15 protein-coding genes are annotated in these 17,187 nt (G+C 57.1%); 12 read left to right on the forward strand and 3 right to left on the reverse strand.

What is annotated here, in order from left to right:
• The first annotated feature begins 141 nt into the window (after positions 1–141).
• From FB593_RS24190 to FB593_RS24225, 7 genes are all read left to right on the forward strand, one after another.
• Positions 142–1,254, forward strand: coding sequence for an ABC transporter ATP-binding protein (locus FB593_RS24190; RefSeq protein ID WP_145167127.1), 1,113 nt, complete (start codon positions 142–144; stop codon positions 1,252–1,254).
• Entirely contained in the window at positions 1,251–2,153 is a 903-nt protein-coding gene (locus tag FB593_RS24195; protein WP_145167128.1) for an ABC transporter permease, read from the forward strand. Before FB593_RS24190 ends, FB593_RS24195 begins: the two co-directional genes overlap by 4 nt.
• Positions 2,143–3,000 (forward strand): ABC transporter permease, encoded by an 858-nt coding sequence (locus FB593_RS24200; RefSeq protein ID WP_145167129.1) that lies wholly within the window; start codon positions 2,143–2,145, stop codon positions 2,998–3,000. Before FB593_RS24195 ends, FB593_RS24200 begins: the two co-directional genes overlap by 11 nt.
• A gap of 27 nt (positions 3,001–3,027) precedes the next feature.
• Positions 3,028–4,110, forward strand: coding sequence for an ABC transporter substrate-binding protein (locus FB593_RS24205; RefSeq protein ID WP_145167130.1), 1,083 nt, complete (start codon positions 3,028–3,030; stop codon positions 4,108–4,110).
• Positions 4,111–4,612: 502 nt separating this feature from the next.
• Positions 4,613–5,269: an ABC transporter ATP-binding protein gene (locus FB593_RS24210; protein WP_145167131.1), complete on the forward strand. Its 657-nt coding sequence runs from the start codon at positions 4,613–4,615 to the stop codon at positions 5,267–5,269.
• Positions 5,269–7,677 (forward strand): ABC transporter permease, encoded by a 2,409-nt coding sequence (locus FB593_RS27635; protein ID WP_186447966.1) that lies wholly within the window; start codon positions 5,269–5,271, stop codon positions 7,675–7,677. The genes FB593_RS24210 and FB593_RS27635 overlap by 1 nt, the downstream gene beginning before the upstream one ends.
• Positions 7,667–8,734, forward strand: coding sequence for a lipocalin-like domain-containing protein (locus tag FB593_RS24225; protein WP_145167133.1), 1,068 nt, complete (start codon positions 7,667–7,669; stop codon positions 8,732–8,734). The genes FB593_RS27635 and FB593_RS24225 overlap by 11 nt, the downstream gene beginning before the upstream one ends.
• Before the next feature lie 355 nt (positions 8,735–9,089).
• Here the strand turns inward: FB593_RS24225 and blcR are convergent, their stop codons facing one another.
• Positions 9,090–9,917: an IclR family transcriptional regulator BlcR gene (gene blcR / locus FB593_RS24230; RefSeq protein WP_145167134.1), complete on the reverse strand. Its 828-nt coding sequence runs from the start codon at positions 9,915–9,917 to the stop codon at positions 9,090–9,092.
• 55 nt (positions 9,918–9,972) lie between these two features.
• On the opposite strand from blcR, the gene FB593_RS24235 reads away from it, so the two are divergent.
• Genes FB593_RS24235 through attM form a run of 3 tightly spaced genes read left to right on the forward strand, consistent with a single transcriptional unit; the run spans position 9,973 to position 13,445 of the window.
• Positions 9,973–11,427 carry an NAD-dependent succinate-semialdehyde dehydrogenase gene (locus FB593_RS24235; RefSeq protein WP_145167135.1) on the forward strand — a complete coding sequence of 485 codons (1,455 nt, stop codon included), beginning with the start codon at positions 9,973–9,975 and terminating at the stop codon, positions 11,425–11,427.
• Between the two features lie 20 nt (positions 11,428–11,447).
• Positions 11,448–12,608 (forward strand): iron-containing alcohol dehydrogenase, encoded by a 1,161-nt coding sequence (locus FB593_RS24240; protein WP_145167136.1) that lies wholly within the window; start codon positions 11,448–11,450, stop codon positions 12,606–12,608.
• 45 nt (positions 12,609–12,653) lie between these two features.
• On the forward strand, positions 12,654–13,445 hold the full coding sequence (gene attM, locus FB593_RS24245) for an AttM family quorum-quenching N-acyl homoserine lactonase (RefSeq protein WP_003517310.1): 792 nt from the start codon (positions 12,654–12,656) through the stop codon (positions 13,443–13,445).
• A gap of 335 nt (positions 13,446–13,780) precedes the next feature.
• Here the strand turns inward: attM and FB593_RS24250 are convergent, their stop codons facing one another.
• Positions 13,781–14,497, reverse strand: a complete 717-nt coding sequence (locus tag FB593_RS24250; protein WP_145167137.1) for a class I SAM-dependent methyltransferase — start codon at positions 14,495–14,497, stop codon at positions 13,781–13,783.
• Positions 14,498–14,580: 83 nt separating this feature from the next.
• Here FB593_RS24250 and FB593_RS24255 point away from each other — a divergent pair, with 83 nt between their 5' ends.
• Entirely contained in the window at positions 14,581–15,345 is a 765-nt protein-coding gene (locus FB593_RS24255) for an AraC family transcriptional regulator (protein WP_145167138.1), read from the forward strand.
• Positions 15,346–16,044: 699 nt separating this feature from the next.
• Here FB593_RS24255 and FB593_RS24265 read toward each other — a convergent pair.
• On the reverse strand, positions 16,045–16,347 hold the full coding sequence (locus tag FB593_RS24265; RefSeq protein WP_145167139.1) for a hypothetical protein: 303 nt from the start codon (positions 16,345–16,347) through the stop codon (positions 16,045–16,047).
• Between the two features lie 176 nt (positions 16,348–16,523).
• Between FB593_RS24265 and FB593_RS24270 the strand changes: the two genes are divergently transcribed.
• A complete protein-coding gene (locus FB593_RS24270; protein WP_111785342.1) occupies positions 16,524–17,087 on the forward strand; it encodes a chloramphenicol phosphotransferase CPT family protein in 564 nt (187 codons plus the stop codon).
• Positions 17,088–17,187 lie beyond the last annotated feature (100 nt).

The raw sequence follows: 17,187 nt of genomic DNA on the forward strand, positions 1-17,187 counted from the left end.
TGCGAACGCTATGTGACATCATGCACGCTATTAGCATCTAATCTGTTACGCGTCGCTGGCTTGGCAAGATAATCTTGAAAGCTGCTCCGAGCACTCGTTTTCACGTTCGTCGCGGCATTAAAAAAACGGAGGGGTGAGGTATTGATAGGTGAGACTCTAAATCTTGACGGGCTCGCGAAGAGCTATGGCAACGTCGTTGCAGTCGCTGGTGTTGACGTCCGCGTGGAGCCAGGCGAGTTCGTGTCAGTGCTGGGCCCATCTGGGTCAGGCAAGACCAGCGTCCTGACGATGATTGCTGGTTTTGAGCGTCCCACGGCAGGCAGGATCGTGATCGGCGACCGAGACGTGACCGACCTTGCGCCGAATAAGCGAAATATCGGGATGGTCTTTCAGAAATACGCGCTTTTCCCCCATCTCACTGTCCGTCAGAACATTGCTTTCCCGCTAAAGCTCAGATCGCGGTGGCGCTCCGGATGGAAGCAACGGGCAGACGACATGCTTGACCTCATTCACCTGGCCGGTTTTGCTGACAGGTTTCCTTCTGAACTGTCGGGTGGCCAGCAGCAGCGTGTGGCGGTCGCACGAGCGCTTGCGTTTGAGCCGCCCGTTATGCTGATGGACGAGCCCCTCGGCGCGCTTGACAAGAAATTGCGTGAAGCCATGCAGTTCGAAATCAAGCGCATCCAGAGACAGGTGGGAGCAACCGTCCTTTATGTAACGCATGATCAGGAAGAAGCGCTGACGATGTCCGATCGCGTTGCGATAATGCAGGGTGGAAACATCGTCCAGATAGGAGCTCCTTCCAGTCTTTACCACGCGCCCGCAACCCGTTTTGTTGCTGATTTTGTCGGAAAAATGAGCTTCGTCGGAGGAGAGATTGTTTCTTTTGAAGACGACGGGATGCTCGTGCGATTGGCCGACGACGTATTTGTCCGGACCGCTTCTGTCGATGCGGCACGGGCGGCACTCCGGCTTGGTGACGAGGTAATTCTTGCCATGCGTCCCGAGAGGATCGCCTTGAAAAAAAGAGGTCCTCGAGGTTTTGGGGCAATACCAGCTCAGATCGAGAGTCTTGCATTCGTTGGATCATTCCATGCGTTCATGGTCCGTCTGGACCTGCCTGGATCACCGCTGGTGGAGGTTCAGGTCGTGACCGGAAGTGAGGTAAATTTCCGCGCCGGTGATACGGTCGATCTCGTACCCGACCCGCAGGCTGTTAGCTTTTTTGCAAAAGAGGAGACGTCTGCGGCATGAGCGCTTCTTCACCCGCTTCCAGAGCACTCGCCAATTTACAAAGTGTGATGTTTTCTACGCCCTCTGCAAAAACATATTCCCATGCAGGCGCATTGCTTTTGCTTCTGCCAGCTGCACTCATACTTTTGACAGGGTTCGTTTATCCTCTGGCAAGGCTCGTCGCACTCAGTATGCCGGACATGAGCCTCGAGCTGTACATCCGCATCTTTCGCGACCCGCTTTATCTAAACGTCCTGTTCTCCACGACGGTCGTGGCACTTGCGGTTATGTGCTGCTGCCTGCTCCTAGGCTTTCCTGTAGCCTACGCGATGGTCCGGCTCAAACACCCCTGGGCCCTCATATTGACGGGATGCGTGCTCATTCCGCTCTGGACATCGGTCCTGGTCCGATCATATGCCTGGATTGTGCTGCTTCAGAGAACCGGCATTATCAACCAGGCACTTCTCTCGAGCAAGCTCATCGACGAGCCCCTGCGCATGATCTACACACAGGGTGCGGTCATCGTCGCAATGACCCATGTCCTTCTTCCATTCATGATCATGCCTATTTTTGCGGCACTGCGGGCTATCCCTCAGGAGTACGTTCAGGCGGCAATGAATCTTGGCTCAACTCGATTGCACGCCTTTCGCGCAATCATTGTTCCTCTGAGCCTTCCTGGGATATTTGCGGGCTGCGTTATCAGTTTCGTTCTTGCACTCGGTTTCTACGTCACCCCGGCGTTGGTAGGGGGAGCAGGATCGCTCATGATGGCAACGCTCATCGGTCAACAGACGACTGTCCTGCTCGATTGGCCTTTTGCGGCTGCGCTCTCAACCTCACTGTTGGTCGTCACGCTTGCCGTCGTAATCATATTTCGAAGAACACTTTCGCTAAGCAAGGGGCTGAACAGTGGCATCTGATAGTTCAACATTTCCGGTCCGGCCTTCTTTGGCGCGGCCACTGCGCAATGCCGTCGGACGGTATCGCAATATCGTACGGATCTATACCGCAGGCTTCTTCGTCTTCCTGATAACGGTATTCTTGATCCTGCCGACATTTCTCGTCATCCCGATGAGCCTGAATGACGGCAGCTACCTTGCGTTTCCACCGCAAGGCCTCACTTTAAAATGGTATTGGGCGTATTTCTCTGATCCTGACTGGATGTCGGCAACATTGTTCAGCCTGCAGGTCGCATTCGCGACAGCTATCGTGGCAACAACCATTGGCACGACAGCAGCGCTAGCGCTCGCAAAGAGCAGATTGCCTTTTAAGGGGCTTCTGCAGAGCCTTGCGCTTGGGCCAATGATCGTCCCGCACGTGGTTCTGGGTGTATCGCTTTACCTGGTGTTCTCACCGTGGAGAGTAACGGGGACGTTTGCAGGCTTTGTTCTCGCGCACACAGTTTTAGCCATCCCCTATGTCATGATCGTGGTGGGTGCTGCGGTGCAGAAGTTTGACCCTTCGCTCGAACTCGCGGCTCTCAACTGCGGCGCAAATCGATTCCAGAGCTTTTTCCTCGTGATGCTGCCTAATATTGGCCCGAGCGTCGCCGCGGCTTCGGTCTTTGCATTTCTTGCGTCGTTCGATGACGCGACGGTTTCGTTCTTCATCTCTGACATTGGCGGGAAGTCGATTGGACGCAAGATGTTCGAAGATATCGATTTCAATCTCACGCCAGTGATCGCCGCCGCGTCAACCGTGCTCGTCGCTATCTCGCTCGTGCTCATGACGGCGGCGCAACTTTTGACTACTCGAAGCAGACACTAACTCCACATTAACTGAAGAGGATTTGAAATGATCAGATCGGATCAGACGCCGAAGGCTTGCCTGAAATCCGCGTTTTACGTGTTCGTCGCCTTTGCTCTCATGTTCGCTCTTGGGCTTGAAAAGGCGAGTGCCGAGCAACGTGTGGTCATTGCTACTACGGGAGGTACCTACGAAAAGGCCCTGCGTGAAGCGTGGTTCGAGCCCTTCACGAAAGCGACAGGAATAAAAGTCGTCACTGTTTCTGGAACAGATGCGGAGAAGCGGGCGAAGGTCACTGCTATGGTTCAAACAGGCAACGTCACCTGGGACCTTTATCTGGATGGCGAAATCCAAGCTGGATCCGACGCACACTTCGCCATAACGGAAGACCTGTCAGACTTTTGCAAGCAGTTCATTAACAGCACGGACCTACTGGCCGACTCTTGTACGCGCGGCGGGGCGAAATTGCAGTCAACCTCCACCCTTTTGGCTTACAAACTGAATGAGAACGGCAGCAACCCTCAAACTTGGGCTGACATGTGGGATCTGGCGAAGTTTCCGGGTGCTCGAAGTTTTCCTAATTTTGACGATCCATGGCGAGTGTTGGCCGCAGCATTGCTCGCGGACGGAGTGCCGAGAGAAAAACTTTTCCCACTTGATGTAGATCGAGCATTTCGCAAGCTTGACGAAGTCAGGGACAGTGTACATGTTTGGTGGAGGACGGGAGATCAAAGCGTTCAGGCGTTTCGCAATGACGAGTATCGCGTTGGACAGATCTGGTTGACGCGCGCGAAGGCCTTGAAAGCAGAAGGTTACAAGATAGGCTGGAGTTACGATGGCGCATTTCTTGTGGGCGATCGCATAGCGCTCGTGCGTGCCGCACCGAATCGGGAAAATGCGCTGAAGCTCATTGAGTTCTGGCTAAGGAATCCTGCGGTGCAGGCCAAAGCCTGCGAAACGCTTTCTTGCACTCCTCCAAGTCAGAAAGCGATTTCGCAGATGTCATCTGAGGCTCGCGCCACCCTCCCATCTGCGGCAGATGTTGAAAACCGGATCATCGTCCCTGATGCACAATGGATCAACGCGAACATAGGCATGCTGGTGCAGCGCTGGAACTCATGGATACGCTGAAAAAACCGAGGGCGCCAAGGCACCTTCCTTGACGCTGCGAGCGGATGCGCAGGCGGCTCTCTTCGGGCGCCTGCGCCGACCGCGTCACCGCGTTCGCAAGACCACAGCAGAGCAAGAGCGGGTTCAGACGTCGCGTCTCTCTTTTATGCAGAAGAGATTTTCGCACGATGAACCCGTCATTGTGCAGTCCGCTGTCCGGATGGTGCCCGGCTCAGAAATGATCTAAGGCGTTGCGACATAAACCGTCACGTTGATCATGTAGTTCGTCGGTCAATGCGGCCTCCTAGAGCCGCCATGACTGTCGGAAGGCTACGGCGAGTGTTTTTTGTGTCGGGTGCCATCTCACGCTCGGAACGGGACGGGGGAGACGCCAGAGGGGAGGGCGACTTTACAGGCAGAAACGGTGCGGTCGTTTAGGCTGCGCGTCGAATATCGGTATCTAAACCGGTTGAGATCCGCCAGCATATCGGTCCATATAGGACGAAGCAGAGATCGAAGAGCCATGGTCCTTTCACTTTCCGGCATCAAGAAATCCTACCACACAGCCGAAGGCATTATCCCGGTCCTGAACGGCGTCGACCTTTCACTTGAAGCCGGCGAAAGTCTTGCCCTGACGGGGGAATCCGGCAGCGGAAAGAGTACGCTTTTGCATCTGGCCGGCGGCCTTGATTTGCCCGACAGTGGCATCATCACGGTGGGGGGTCGGAAAATAACCGATCTCGACGAGGCCGGTCGAGCGAGCTTCCGACGCCGGGAGGTGGGCTTAATCTTCCAGCAGTTCAATCTCATTCCGAGCCTCGATGTCGGATCCAATATCTCGTTTCACGCCCGGCTGGCGGGCCGTTTCGACCCGGTCTGGGAAAAAAGCCTGGTCGAGGCACTGGGGATCGGAGAGCTGCTTGCACGCTATCCCGAACAGCTCTCCGGCGGTCAGCAACAAAGGGTGGCGATCGGACGTACGCTTGCGGCAAGACCGCCCCTCATTCTTGCCGATGAGCCGACAGGTAATCTCGACGAGGCGACGGCTGATATCGTCATCGTTATTATGTTGAGACTGACAAAGTCCGCGCAGATCACACTCCTCCTGGTGACCCATTCCAGCCGGTTGGCGGTAAAACTCGATCGGCGTATCGCGCTGAGTGGTGGAAAGGTTTCGTAATGAACTGGACCGCTTTCCGGGCGCTGCTCTCACACTGGCGCTACCGACCGCTTCAGCTTCTTACCCTCATTGTCGGCGTCACGCTTGCAACCGGCCTCTGGTGCGCGGTCCAGGCAATCAATGCCGAAGCCAGAGCAACTTATGACCGGGCGGCCTCGGTCCTGGCGCAAAACCAGCGGGATCAACTGGTGGCAAAGGCCGGCGGCAGAATTTCCTCGCAAACATATGCCCGGCTTCGAAGGGCGGGTTTGCACGTCTCTCCGATCATTGAAGGCGATTACAGGTTTCGTACGACGCGTATCAGGCTTATCGGCATCGACGCCCTGACCATGCCATCCGACGGAATGGTGCCTGCACCATCTGATCCGTCCGGGCTGGTGGAATTCATCCAGACGCCCGGACAGATGATCGTTTCGCCTGCAACGGCTGCCACATTGAAAGATACCTCTGGCCTTTCCCTTAAGGCACGAGCGGATCTCCCCGACGGCGCAGCATTTGTCGATATTTCCACGGCTGACCGCCTGTTGAAACGCAATGGTGAACTGAGCCGGCTTATCGTTTCGCCATCGCAAGACCCCGATCTTCCGACGATCGGAAACATAGCCCCTGAACTTTCCCTCGAACACGCAAGAAGCAGGCCCGACGTCGCAAGGCTCACGGACAGTTTTCATCTCAACCTGACGGCTTTTGGTTTTCTTGCCTTCGTTGTCGGTCTCTTCATCGTTTATTCCGCAACGGGCCTGTCGTTCGAGCAACGGCGTGGCACGTTCAGGACCATACGGTCGCTCGGGGTCTCGCTTCGCTCCCTGACCGCGATGCTGGTTATCGAAACCGCGCTTTTTGCGCTGGTATCGGGAGCGCTGGGCGTTGTCGTCGGTTACGTTGTCGCATCGGCTCTGTTGCCGGGCGTGGCCGCGACCCTGCGTGGTCTTTATGGAGCCAGTGTTGCCGGTTCACTCTCGCTGCGGCCTGAATGGTGGATCGCCGGCCTTGCAATGGCGCTGGTGGGGACCGGGCTTTCTTCGCTCCAACATCTCCTCCGCGTCTGGCGGATGCCGATACTGTCCACGGCACAGGGCAGGGCGTGGGCGATCGTGTCCACGAAAAGCCTCTTCCATCAGGCGGCCGCCGGGATGGTTCTGCTTTTTGTATCCGGCGCGCTTGTGCTGCTGGGCGGCGGTCTCATTTCAGGTTTCGCAGTGCTTGCAGCGCTTCTTCTGGGCGCTGCACTCATTCTTCCAACCTTGCTGGCACTGGGCATGAGAGTGGCCGAACACATCTCCGGACACGGACTGACCCGCTGGTTTTTCGCCGATACGCGCCAGCAACTGCCGGGTCTTTCCCTGGCGCTGATGGCATTGCTGCTCGCTTTGTCGGCCAATATCGGGGTCGGCACCATGGTCTCAAGCTTCAGGCAAACCTTTGTCGGATGGCTCGATCAGCGCCTGGCCGCAGAGGTCTATGTGACGGCTCGTGACGAGGCTGAATCTGCGCGCCTGCGGCAGTGGTTTCCACACCATGCAAGGGCCGTTCTACCCATCTGGAGTACGGAAGGGGAAATTTCTGGGCAGCAGGTCCGCATCTTCGGCGTCGCCGATGATGCAACATACCGGGATCATTGGCCATTGATTTCGGGCGCGCCCGCAACATGGGACGAGATTGCGAGCGGTAAGGGTGCACTGGTCAACGAACAGTTCTGGAGGTCAGGAAAGGCGTCGCCCGGCAAAGAGATAGAAATGCCAGGTGGCTGGAAAGCCCGCGTCGTCGGGGTGTTTTCCGACTATGGCAATCCGAGGGGCGAGATCATCATTGGTCTTGATGCCCTTGTCCAGCACTACCCGGGCATTGAAAAGCTGAGATACGGCCTTCGCATGGAGCCACAGGAGGTTGCGGGCTTCAGACAACGCCTCATGACGGAGTTCGGCCTGCCCGAAGCCAATATTGTCGACCAGGCCTCGCTGAAACGGCAGTCTGCCGCAATCTTCGAACAGACGTTTGCGGTCACCGGCGCGCTCAATGTGCTCACGCTCGCGGTGGCGGGTTTTGCCATGTTTTCGAGCCAGCTTACGCTCGCTTCGCTTCGACTGCCGCAGCTTGCTCCTGTCTGGGCACTTGGACTTCGTCGCCGCGACCTTGCGATGCTGGAGGTTCTGCGAACTCTTGCGCTATGGCTTGTGACATTCATTGGCGCCATCCCTGTCGGGCTGGGACTGGCCTGGGTTTTACTGGCAATCATCAATGTGGAGGCTTTCGGATGGCGACTGCCGCTGATCCTGTTTCCGCTGGACTGGCTGAGGCTGGGTATAGTTGCGCTGCTCGCCGCCATCATTTCGGTCCTGATCCCTGTTCGACGGCTTGCTAAAACCGCGCCGGCCGATCTTTTGAGGATATTCGCCAGTGAACGCTAAAGCCGTCCTCCTGCTCCTTTGCGCTTCATGCACTTCCTTGCCCACGCCGGTCATAGGGCAGGGCTTTGCGGGCCTCGGGTCAAATGCCGAAGGCTTCAGCATTCCCACACGAGGCGTTGAACTCGTCTTTCCAAAAGACCACAAGGCACATCCCGGTTTCAGGATCGAGTGGTGGTACGTTACTGCAAATCTGCGGACGGCCGATGGACAGCGCATGGGCGTCCAATGGACACTCTTTCGTTCTGCACTTGAACCTGTCGAGCGCCCCGGATGGTCCGACCCTCAAATTTGGATTGGCCACGCAGCCGTGACGACTGCGAGTCGCCACCATGTTGCCGAACGGCTGGCGCGGGGAGGCGTGGGGCAGGCGGGGGTCAAAGGCGAACCCTTCGAGGCCTGGATTGACAATTGGCAAATGAAGGCAGGAACTGACGATGCACGGGACGACCTCGATCAGCTTGATTTGAACGCCAATGGCGAGAGCTTCCGATATCGTCTGAAACTTCAGGCCCACGGGCCTTTGGTGCGTCAGGGGGACAACGGCTACTCCGTTAAATCGGCAGAGGGCCAGGCAAGCTATTATTACTCCCAGCCATTCTACAGTGTCAGCGGCAGCGTCTTTCTTGATGGTGAAACCCATGAGGTAACGGGCGAGGCGTGGCTCGATCGGGAATGGTCGTCGCAACCGCTAGCCTCGAGCCAGACGGGATGGGATTGGTTTTCCCTTCACCTTGCATCCGGCGAAAAACTCATGGCCTTCCGTCTGCGTGATGACAAAAGCGGCTACATCTCCGCCAACTGGATTTCCGCCGATGGCAGGCCGTCTCCCGTCGATCCGAAAGACGTCTTGCTCAGTCCGTTGCGGACCGCGGATATCAACGGAAAGAGCATTCCGGTCGAATGGAGCGTGAAGATACCCAGTCGTGGTCTAGACATAAAGACGAAGCCGCTGAACGAGAAAGCCTGGATGGCGACGTCAACCCCCTACTGGGAGGGGCCAATAGAGTTTGATGGAAGCACCTCAGGACAAGGTTATCTGGAGATGACCGGATATTAGCCTGTCCCACTGTCCCAGACGAGATATCGGCTGGAACGGTGCCTGAGCTTACAGACGCCGTCTTATCCGGGTAGGCGCGACACCCCGGACAAGCTCCGAAGTAGTCGTCTTGTGATGACAACCCATTGTTCGGCTTCGTCCCAGCCAGGAATAAGGCAACGCGGTGGATCGTGCATCTGCGGACCGAAGTCTTTTCCCTTGGTGCTCAATACATCGATGATGTCTTTTATGTTCTCGACCGGAACTGCGCTCGGCGCAGCCGTACTCGGGACAGGGGCTACCTAGGGTATCGGTGCACTGGCCCCTACAGCAAAGCTGGGCTGGTCGGCATCGACCATACCGCTACGGGTTACGACTAGTCTTTCTGCGATCGGTACCCAAGCTTTTCTGAAAGCGCGTTGGCGGTGGTGCGAAGCTCCTCACCAAGGCACGCGATTTTTTCGTCGCTGGCTTCGCTGCGGATCAGACTGATTGCAATGCCGGCAGATGCGGCTCCCGAGTAATCGCGTATCGCTGCGCCAATGCAAAGCATACCTTCGCGGATCTGACCATCGTCGATGGAGTAGCCACGAGCGCGCGTCAAAGCCAGTTCCTCTTCAAGCTGCGAAAGGCCAGCAACGCTCCTTGATGTCAGAGTCTGTGGAAACTGAGAGAACAGCATCCTCAATTCACCGGGCCCGAGATCGGACAGGAGGATCTTCCCGGTGGCCGTAAATGGCGCCGGCAGACGCATACCGATCCGAAACGTGTGTCCAAGCGGCTGGGCCGAGTTGCGACAGCCGATGTAAACGACTTCGCCACTCTCGCGGACGGTGAGGGTCACCGTGTAGGGATCGAGGTCGTGGCGCTGGGCGAGATGGTCGTTGAATGTCGATACGATATCGAGGTGCGACAGAAAGCCGTTCGCCCATCTGAGCGAGTGGGGTCCAATACGCAGGGTTCCATCGGCAGATCGCGCCAGAAGATCAAGCTCAGTCATTACCGCAAGCAAGCCATGCGCGCTGCTTTTGGGCAAATCCAGAAATCGTGTCAGCTCGGCTGCTGTCAGGTCGCGCGGGGAACCTGCCACAAGATCCAGAATACGCACGGCGCGTCTGAGTGCCGGTACAGTGTCTGATATTTGCGACGATTGTTGATCTTCAGCCATGCACCTTCCTTGACACACTTGGCCCCTTTGGCTCATAGTTCACTCTAATGATTCAAGTTCAATTAGTTGAACTCTAGTGCGGGAGAGGTCGATGATCAAGCTAAAAAATGCGGCGCTGTTGCGTGATGCCTGCCTGGTGAATGGTCGCTGGCTGAAAGCTGCGGATGGCAAGACGATTGCGGTGGAAAATCCCGCCAACTCGATGATCATCGGTCACGTTCCTTCATTGTCGGCAGATGAGGTTGAAGCTGCAGTCGAGTCAGCAGGCAAGGCATTTTCCGAGTGGAGCCGCCGGGCTGCGAAGGACCGCGCTGCCATATTGCGTCGATGGTTTGATCTCATGGTGGCGAACGCTGACGATCTCGGTGCGTTGATGACTGCCGAGCAGGGAAAGCCGTTTGCGGAAGCAAAGGGCGAAGCCCTTTATGCGGCATCTTTCGTGGAATGGTTCGCGGAGGAAGCCAAACGTGTTTATGGCGATACCATTCCTTCGCCGACCACGGACAAGCGAATTACCATCCTGAAGCAGCCGATCGGCGTCTGCGCCGCGATCACGCCATGGAACTTCCCGGCCGCGATGATCACCCGCAAGGCGGCCCCGGCACTTGCCGCAGGCTGCACGATGATCGTCAAACCGGCTGAGCAGACCCCTCTCACCGCACTTGCTCTGGGTGTTCTCGCCGAAGAAGCTGGCGTTCCCGCCGGTGTCTTCCAGGTGGTGACGGGCGCCGCACGCGATATCGGCAAGGTATTTACCGAAAGCGACACGGTGCGAAAGATCTCCTTTACCGGATCGACTGAAGTCGGTCGTCTGCTGATGGCGCAATCGGCCCCGACGATCAAGAAACTGTCTCTGGAACTTGGTGGCAATGCGCCTTTCATCGTCTTTGATGATGCCGATCTGGATGCGGCCGTTGAGGGCGCGATCGTGTCGAAATACCGCAATGCGGGACAGACCTGCGTGTGCTCCAACCGGATCTATGTCCAGGATGGTGTTTACGACGCATTCGCGGAAAAGCTGGTCAAAAGGGTCGAAAGCCTGTCCGTCGGTGAGGGCACCGAACCTGGTGTTCTGATCGGTCCACTGATCGACCAGGATGCCGTGGCAAAGGTCGAGGATCACGTTGCTGACGCCCTTGGCAAGGGAGCAAAGATCGTCACCGGCGGAAAGCGCCATGCTCTTGGAGGCACGTTTTACGAACCAACGGTTCTGACTGGTGCAACCCAGGCCATGAAGGTTGCCCGTGAGGAGACCTTTGGACCCGTCGCTCCGCTCTTTCGGTTCGGGACGGAAGACGAAGCGGTCGCCATGGCGAACGACACCGAATTTGGTCTGGCGGCCTATTTCTACACCGAGAATGTCCGCCGGACATGGCGTGTCGCAGAAGCGCTCGAATACGGCATGGTGGGCCACAATACAGGCCTCATCTCCAACGAAGTCGCACCATTCGGTGGCGTGAAGCAGTCCGGCTTGGGCCGCGAAGGCTCGCACTACGGCATCGATGAATATCTTGAAATCAAATACCTGTGCTTGGCCATCGGCTGAGATCACGCTGGGAGGATCAGATGACCATCAACCCTTTCGAATTCCGCACCGTTCCCTCCATGCAGGTTGCCTGGGGTGGCGCCCAGCGCCTCGGAGAGATTCTTTCCGGCAGGTTTCAGGCGCGCAAGGCGCTGCTGATTACCGATGCAGGTCTCATCAAGGCCGGCCTCATCAAGCCGATTGCTGACGCCCTTGCGGCCAGCGGCTTTAACGTCACGATCTTCGACAAGGTCGTTGCTGATCCGCCAGAGCATATCGTTGCCGACTGCGTCGAGTCCGCAAGGCAGATCGGCGTCGATATCGTCATCGGTCTTGGCGGGGGCTCATCGCTCGATATCGCCAAGCTCGTGGCTGTCCTTCTGGTCTCCGACCAGACGCTTGCCGACATGTACGGGATCGGCAACGTAAAGGGATCACGCCTGCCGCTCGTGCTGGTGCCGACCACGGCCGGTACAGGTTCGGAAGTCACAAACATCTCGATCATCACCACGGGCGAAACCACCAAGATGGGGGTCGTTTCCCCGCAGCTTTACGCTGATTTCGTTCTTCTGGATGCTGAACTGACGGTGGGACTGCCGCAGGTCCATACGGCTGCCACCGGTATCGATGCCATGGTGCATGCCATCGAGGCTTACACCAGCAAACACAAGAAGAACCCGCTATCAGATGCTCTGGCGCGCGAGGCACTGCGTCTGCTCGGTGCAAACCTGATCGCCGCCTGCAGGAACGGGGCCGACCGGAAAGCCCGTGAAGGCATGCTGTTGGGTGCGACATTGGCAGGTCAGGCTTTCGCCAACTCACCGGTGGCCGCCGTGCACGCGCTCGCTTATCCGCTGGGCGGCCATTATCACGTGCCACACGGGCTTTCCAATGCCCTGATGCTGGGGCCGGTTTTACGCTTTAACGCGAAGGCTGCAGCGTCGCTTTATGCGGAGCTTGCCGACGTGCTGGGTGTTCCGGGTGAAGGGGATGCGGCAACCCGTTCGGATGCGTTCGTTCAGCATATGGAAACGCTGATGGACGAAAGCGGCGCGCCGCGACGTCTGCGCGATGTCGGCGTGACGGACAACACGCTCGCCATGCTTGCGTCCGACGCAATGAAACAGAGCCGTCTGTTGGTCAATAATCCGGTCGAAGTCCGCGAAGAGGATGCGCTTGCGCTCTACCGCGAGGCGTTCTGACCCATTTCTTACAGCAATATCTTCAGTTCCAAGGGAGGAAAACGAGTGACCGATATCAGACTTTACATGCTTCAGTCGGGTACGCTGAAATGCAAGGTACACAACATCAAGATGAACCAGGGGAACGGTGCAGACTATGAGATCCCCGTTCCGTTTTTCCTGATTACCCATCCGGCCGGGCACACCGTGATCGACGGCGGCAACGCGATTGAAGTTGCAACAGATCCGCGTGGCCATTGGGGCGGCATCTGCGATGTCTATTGGCCAGTACTGGACAAGGACCAGGGCTGCGTTGACCAGATCAAGGCGCTTGGTTTCGATCCGGCCGATGTCAAATATGTTGTGCAGTCGCACCTGCATCTCGATCATACCGGCGCCATCGGTCGCTTCCCCAACGCAACCCACATCGTGCAGCGCTCTGAATACGAATATGCCTTTACGCCCGACTGGTTTGCTGGCGGCGGCTATATCCGCAAGGACTTCGACAAGCCGGGTCTGAAGTGGCAGTTCCTCAACGGTACGCAGGACGATTATTACGACGTTTACGGCGACGGCACGCTCACCACGATCTTCACGCCCGGTCATGCACCCGGCCACCAGTCCTTCCTGGTGCGCCTGCCAAACAGCAAACCGCTTCTCCTGACGATTGATGCTGCCTACACACTGGACCACTGGGAAGAGAAGGCTTTGCCTGGCTTCCTTGCCTCGACCGTTGACACGGTCCGTTCTGTTCAGAAGCTCCGCACCTATGCCGAAAAGCATGATGCGACAGTCGTCACCGGCCATGACCCTGACGCCTGGGCGAACTTCAAGAAGGCTCCCGAATTTTACGCGTAAATAGAACGCGCAAGTCAATGGCCAGATACGGCGAGGTTGCATGCAGCCTCGCCGATTTTTATCGTATGAGCCAAGGGCACCGAGCCGAGCGGGACCGAGTATTTCGGCGCATCGGCCTTTTCCGGATATACGCCTTCGTTCAGGTCGCTCGCGTTGTCGCTTCAAGTGCCTGAAAGCTATCCTCTAGCTGCGCGAGTGTGCTCATACGACGTTTTTCGCCCCGGCGTTACGTTGAGCCATGAGGGTTCGGGCTGACAATTTGCCAATACCGGATGGCTTAGAGTAAACTTGTCTCTTTGATCCAAACTGTCTGCAAATGGAGCAGATTATGGCGCTCACTTAGCGTTCCCCACGTGTCGGGCAAGCCATGCTCCCCAAAACAGGCTTGCAAAAAACCGAAGCGGTTCGTTGAAACCAACGCCCTCCAGCAACGAAATGACCTCGTCTTCCGATCGGGGTGGCTCCGCACCCTGCAGAATCTTGCCCATTTTGGCCTGGACCTCTTCTGGCCCGGCGCCGTTCATACGCCAGCGTGCTGCCCAGGCTGCCATGAGCAGGGGCTGAGAGGCATACGACCGATAATTCCCCGCCACAATCAGGGGCGCTTCAGGATACAGCCGCATTGCAATCTGCGCCAGAACATCCTGCTTTGCGGCGTTCCCTGGCAAATGGTGCAGCACGCCGATCATGATAGCAGCGTCAAACGATGGAGCTCTATCCAGATTGGAGACGGTTCCGAGGACGGTCTCCACCCGGTCAGACACTTCGGCCCTGACCAGATGATCGCGTGCAAGGTTGAGCATCGGTGCTGAAGGATCGACGGCGACAAAGGACCATTGCGGTTCCAGCCGAGCGGCGGCGATGATTTCGCCCGCCGTACCGCCGGCCCCGACAACCAGAACCCGTGCCGCCGTTCCTTCGCCCAGAGCTGCCGACAGCATGCAGGCGGAAAGCTCGTGGCAGGCGTCATATCCGTCCAGCGCTATCCTACTTTGTCGTGCGTATTCTCCTGCGCGGGAGGCGTCAAATTTGGCTGCAGAATCCTGTGTCATGCTGTCTCTTGTCTGTCTGGACGTGCTGGCGTGCTTCGCTCAAGGAGGATACAAGATTTGCGATCAGGAAAGGGAGGAAATACATGACTGAAAGTTCAGATTCCGGGCGAAAACATGATCGGTTGACGGCTTTCCTGAAAGCCTTTCATCTTGGCGCATCACGTTGCGATTGTGCTGAAGCCGCTAACCTCCTGATCATCAATGTCCATGGCGCAGGTGAACCGACCCATCTGCTTTATCGCGCCAGATCCACGGCGTCGCTGCCGGATGGCGCAGCTATATGCGCTGGCGCCACGGTGGATTTTGGCGGTAGTGCCAATCCGTTGGTCGGTGCACTGCCAGACGAATTGTGCCTTTCACTGGCCAACGAACCGGAATTGCGCGGTTTGTGTCAACTGATGGTGGCCGAGGTCGAGGTCGCCCGCTGTGGTGGCGGTACTATCGAGGCGCGTCTATGCGAGATCATCGTCGTGCTTGCGATCCGCAAGGCAATAGCGATCGGCACGGTCGATGCGGGATTACTGGCGGGTCTGGCGCACCCCGCACTGCATCCCAGCCTTGTGGCCATACATGACAATCCGGCGCGAAATTGGCGGATTGCGGACCTTGCCGCCATAGCGGATATGTCGCGCGGACAATTCATTTCCACCTTCACGCAAACCGTTGCCCAGTCGCCTATCGCCTACCTCAATGGCTGGCGCCTGGCGCTCGGACGAGCAGAACTGCGCGCCGGACGAAGTGTCAAATCGGTCGCCGCCGGGGTCGGCTTCGGCAGCGCCGCCGCATTTTCCCGCGCCTATTCCCGCAAGTTCGGCTCACCGCCGGCCCAGAGCAAACCACGAAAATGAGGCATAGGATCTTAATTCCCTACAGCGCTTCGGCCCTCTCGACCAATACTGAGGCTACTTTCCAGGGCACGACCGCCGATGCTCGTGTCGAGTGGCACGATCTGGGAGAGAGTTTCCAGAGGAACGTTCGATTTGGCGACCGTCATGTTTCTCACACGAGATCTTGGGGAAGCTGCGAGCGCGGCATAAGGACGGAGCGCAAGGCAAGGTTTTGGATTAGGTGCTCGCGGCGGCTTTTGGGCGTTGGCGTTCTGGCGCCAAACGGCCAGAATGGGATCGGGTCTGGCAAGCTGGCAACGCGGCTTCAATCGGTCGTTCGGCCCGCATTAAGTTCACGGAAGCTTCCGTTCGCTAAACCAGCCGATCCTCACAGACGCATCGGTTCACCTTTGAATGCGAGCTAACCAATGGCGTCGACGAGGCGACCCATCGGTTCCTCTTCAGGCGCGCGATCGACTTGCGCGAGAACGCGGAAATGGCAACGCTGCCCTATTGCATGCTCGTTACCTTTACAGCTAAGGCCCCCCCGCGATGATTGCTTCCGGGAAGTCAGCCCGCATAGTGAACGGCGATAATGGGGTCGGCTCCGGCCAGTCGGCAAAGCGCCTTCGTGTCGGTCACAGAGGCCATCATGGGACGCGCCTGAAAGCAGGCAACGCTTCGCAGCGGCGTAAAACGTCACCTGTGCGCCGTTTGCTGTCATTCACGAGGAAGCTTTTCTGCAATTTCTTGAAACCTCGCAGCAGAAAATCCCGTCAGCGTCGGCATCTCCCAGTCAAAAAATGACTTGTTAGAGATCGCATGAAGGATCAGCAGTCGCACACCGTGCATTTCTGCTGGCGTGAGGTCAGGATTTGGCACCATAGACCTTAGTTTCGCGGCAATTTTCTCGGCGGCCTTTCGAGGTGATGGTCCTAGAAGGATGACATCGTCTTCTTGTTCTAGCTCTTTCAGAGCACCGATGAGGGTTTGAATGATCGTCGTATTATAGGGTTCGTTCACTTTGGCGGCCTGTCAGCAATGAAATTTGGACAGAGAGTCCATGACAGCTACAGTACCTGTGACAACCAAAAGTCCGCAATGGGCCGAAAGTGGTTACGGCTGGATTGCGCCATCAGCGGTCATTGATGTGTCATATGCCTGTATTAATTGCGGCCTGGAAACCGGGAGACGAAAGGATGGCACACGTTATTTTTCTTCATGGCGCGTCGAGCAGCGGCAAGTCAACCATTGCGAGGGCATTGCAGAAACGCATCGAGAAACCATTCTGGCACGTATCGATCGATCATCTGCGCGACGCTGGCGTGCTTCCGACCGAACGCTTCAAGAGTGGTGATTTTCGCTGGACTGACGCTCGCATGGCCTTTTTCCACGGGTTCCATGGATCGCTGCGGGCATATGCCGATGCGGGTAACCATCTGATCCTTGAACATATTCTCGATACCGAGGGATGGCTGGAAGAACTCGTTGATCTTTTGGCGGAGCACGATGTCTTCTTCGCCGCCGTACATTGTCCGCTCGAAATTCTGGTCAAGCGTGAAGCCGCTAGAGGTAACAGACCGGTGGGTAGCGCCAAGAAGGATTTTGAGACGATTCATTTCGGCAAGCGGTATGACATTGAACTACAGTCCGAGGACGGCGCTGATGCAAATGTCGAGAGGCTGCTCGTCGCCTGGAGAAAAAGCGACCGCTCGTCAAATTTCGCGAGCCCCGAAGTCCCCTTAGGCCGGCTGCCGTTGTGACGTAGATGCGCCGATATCGTTGAAAAACTCGATGGATTATCCGCTCAGACGCCCTCCGTGGTCTTTCGGACGCTGAACTATGCCGTGATCTGCCCCGCGC

This window comes from Rhizobium sp. SJZ105 (assembly GCF_007828365.1).
In the GTDB taxonomy this organism is placed as follows: Bacteria; Pseudomonadota; Alphaproteobacteria; order Rhizobiales; family Rhizobiaceae; genus Agrobacterium; species Agrobacterium tumefaciens.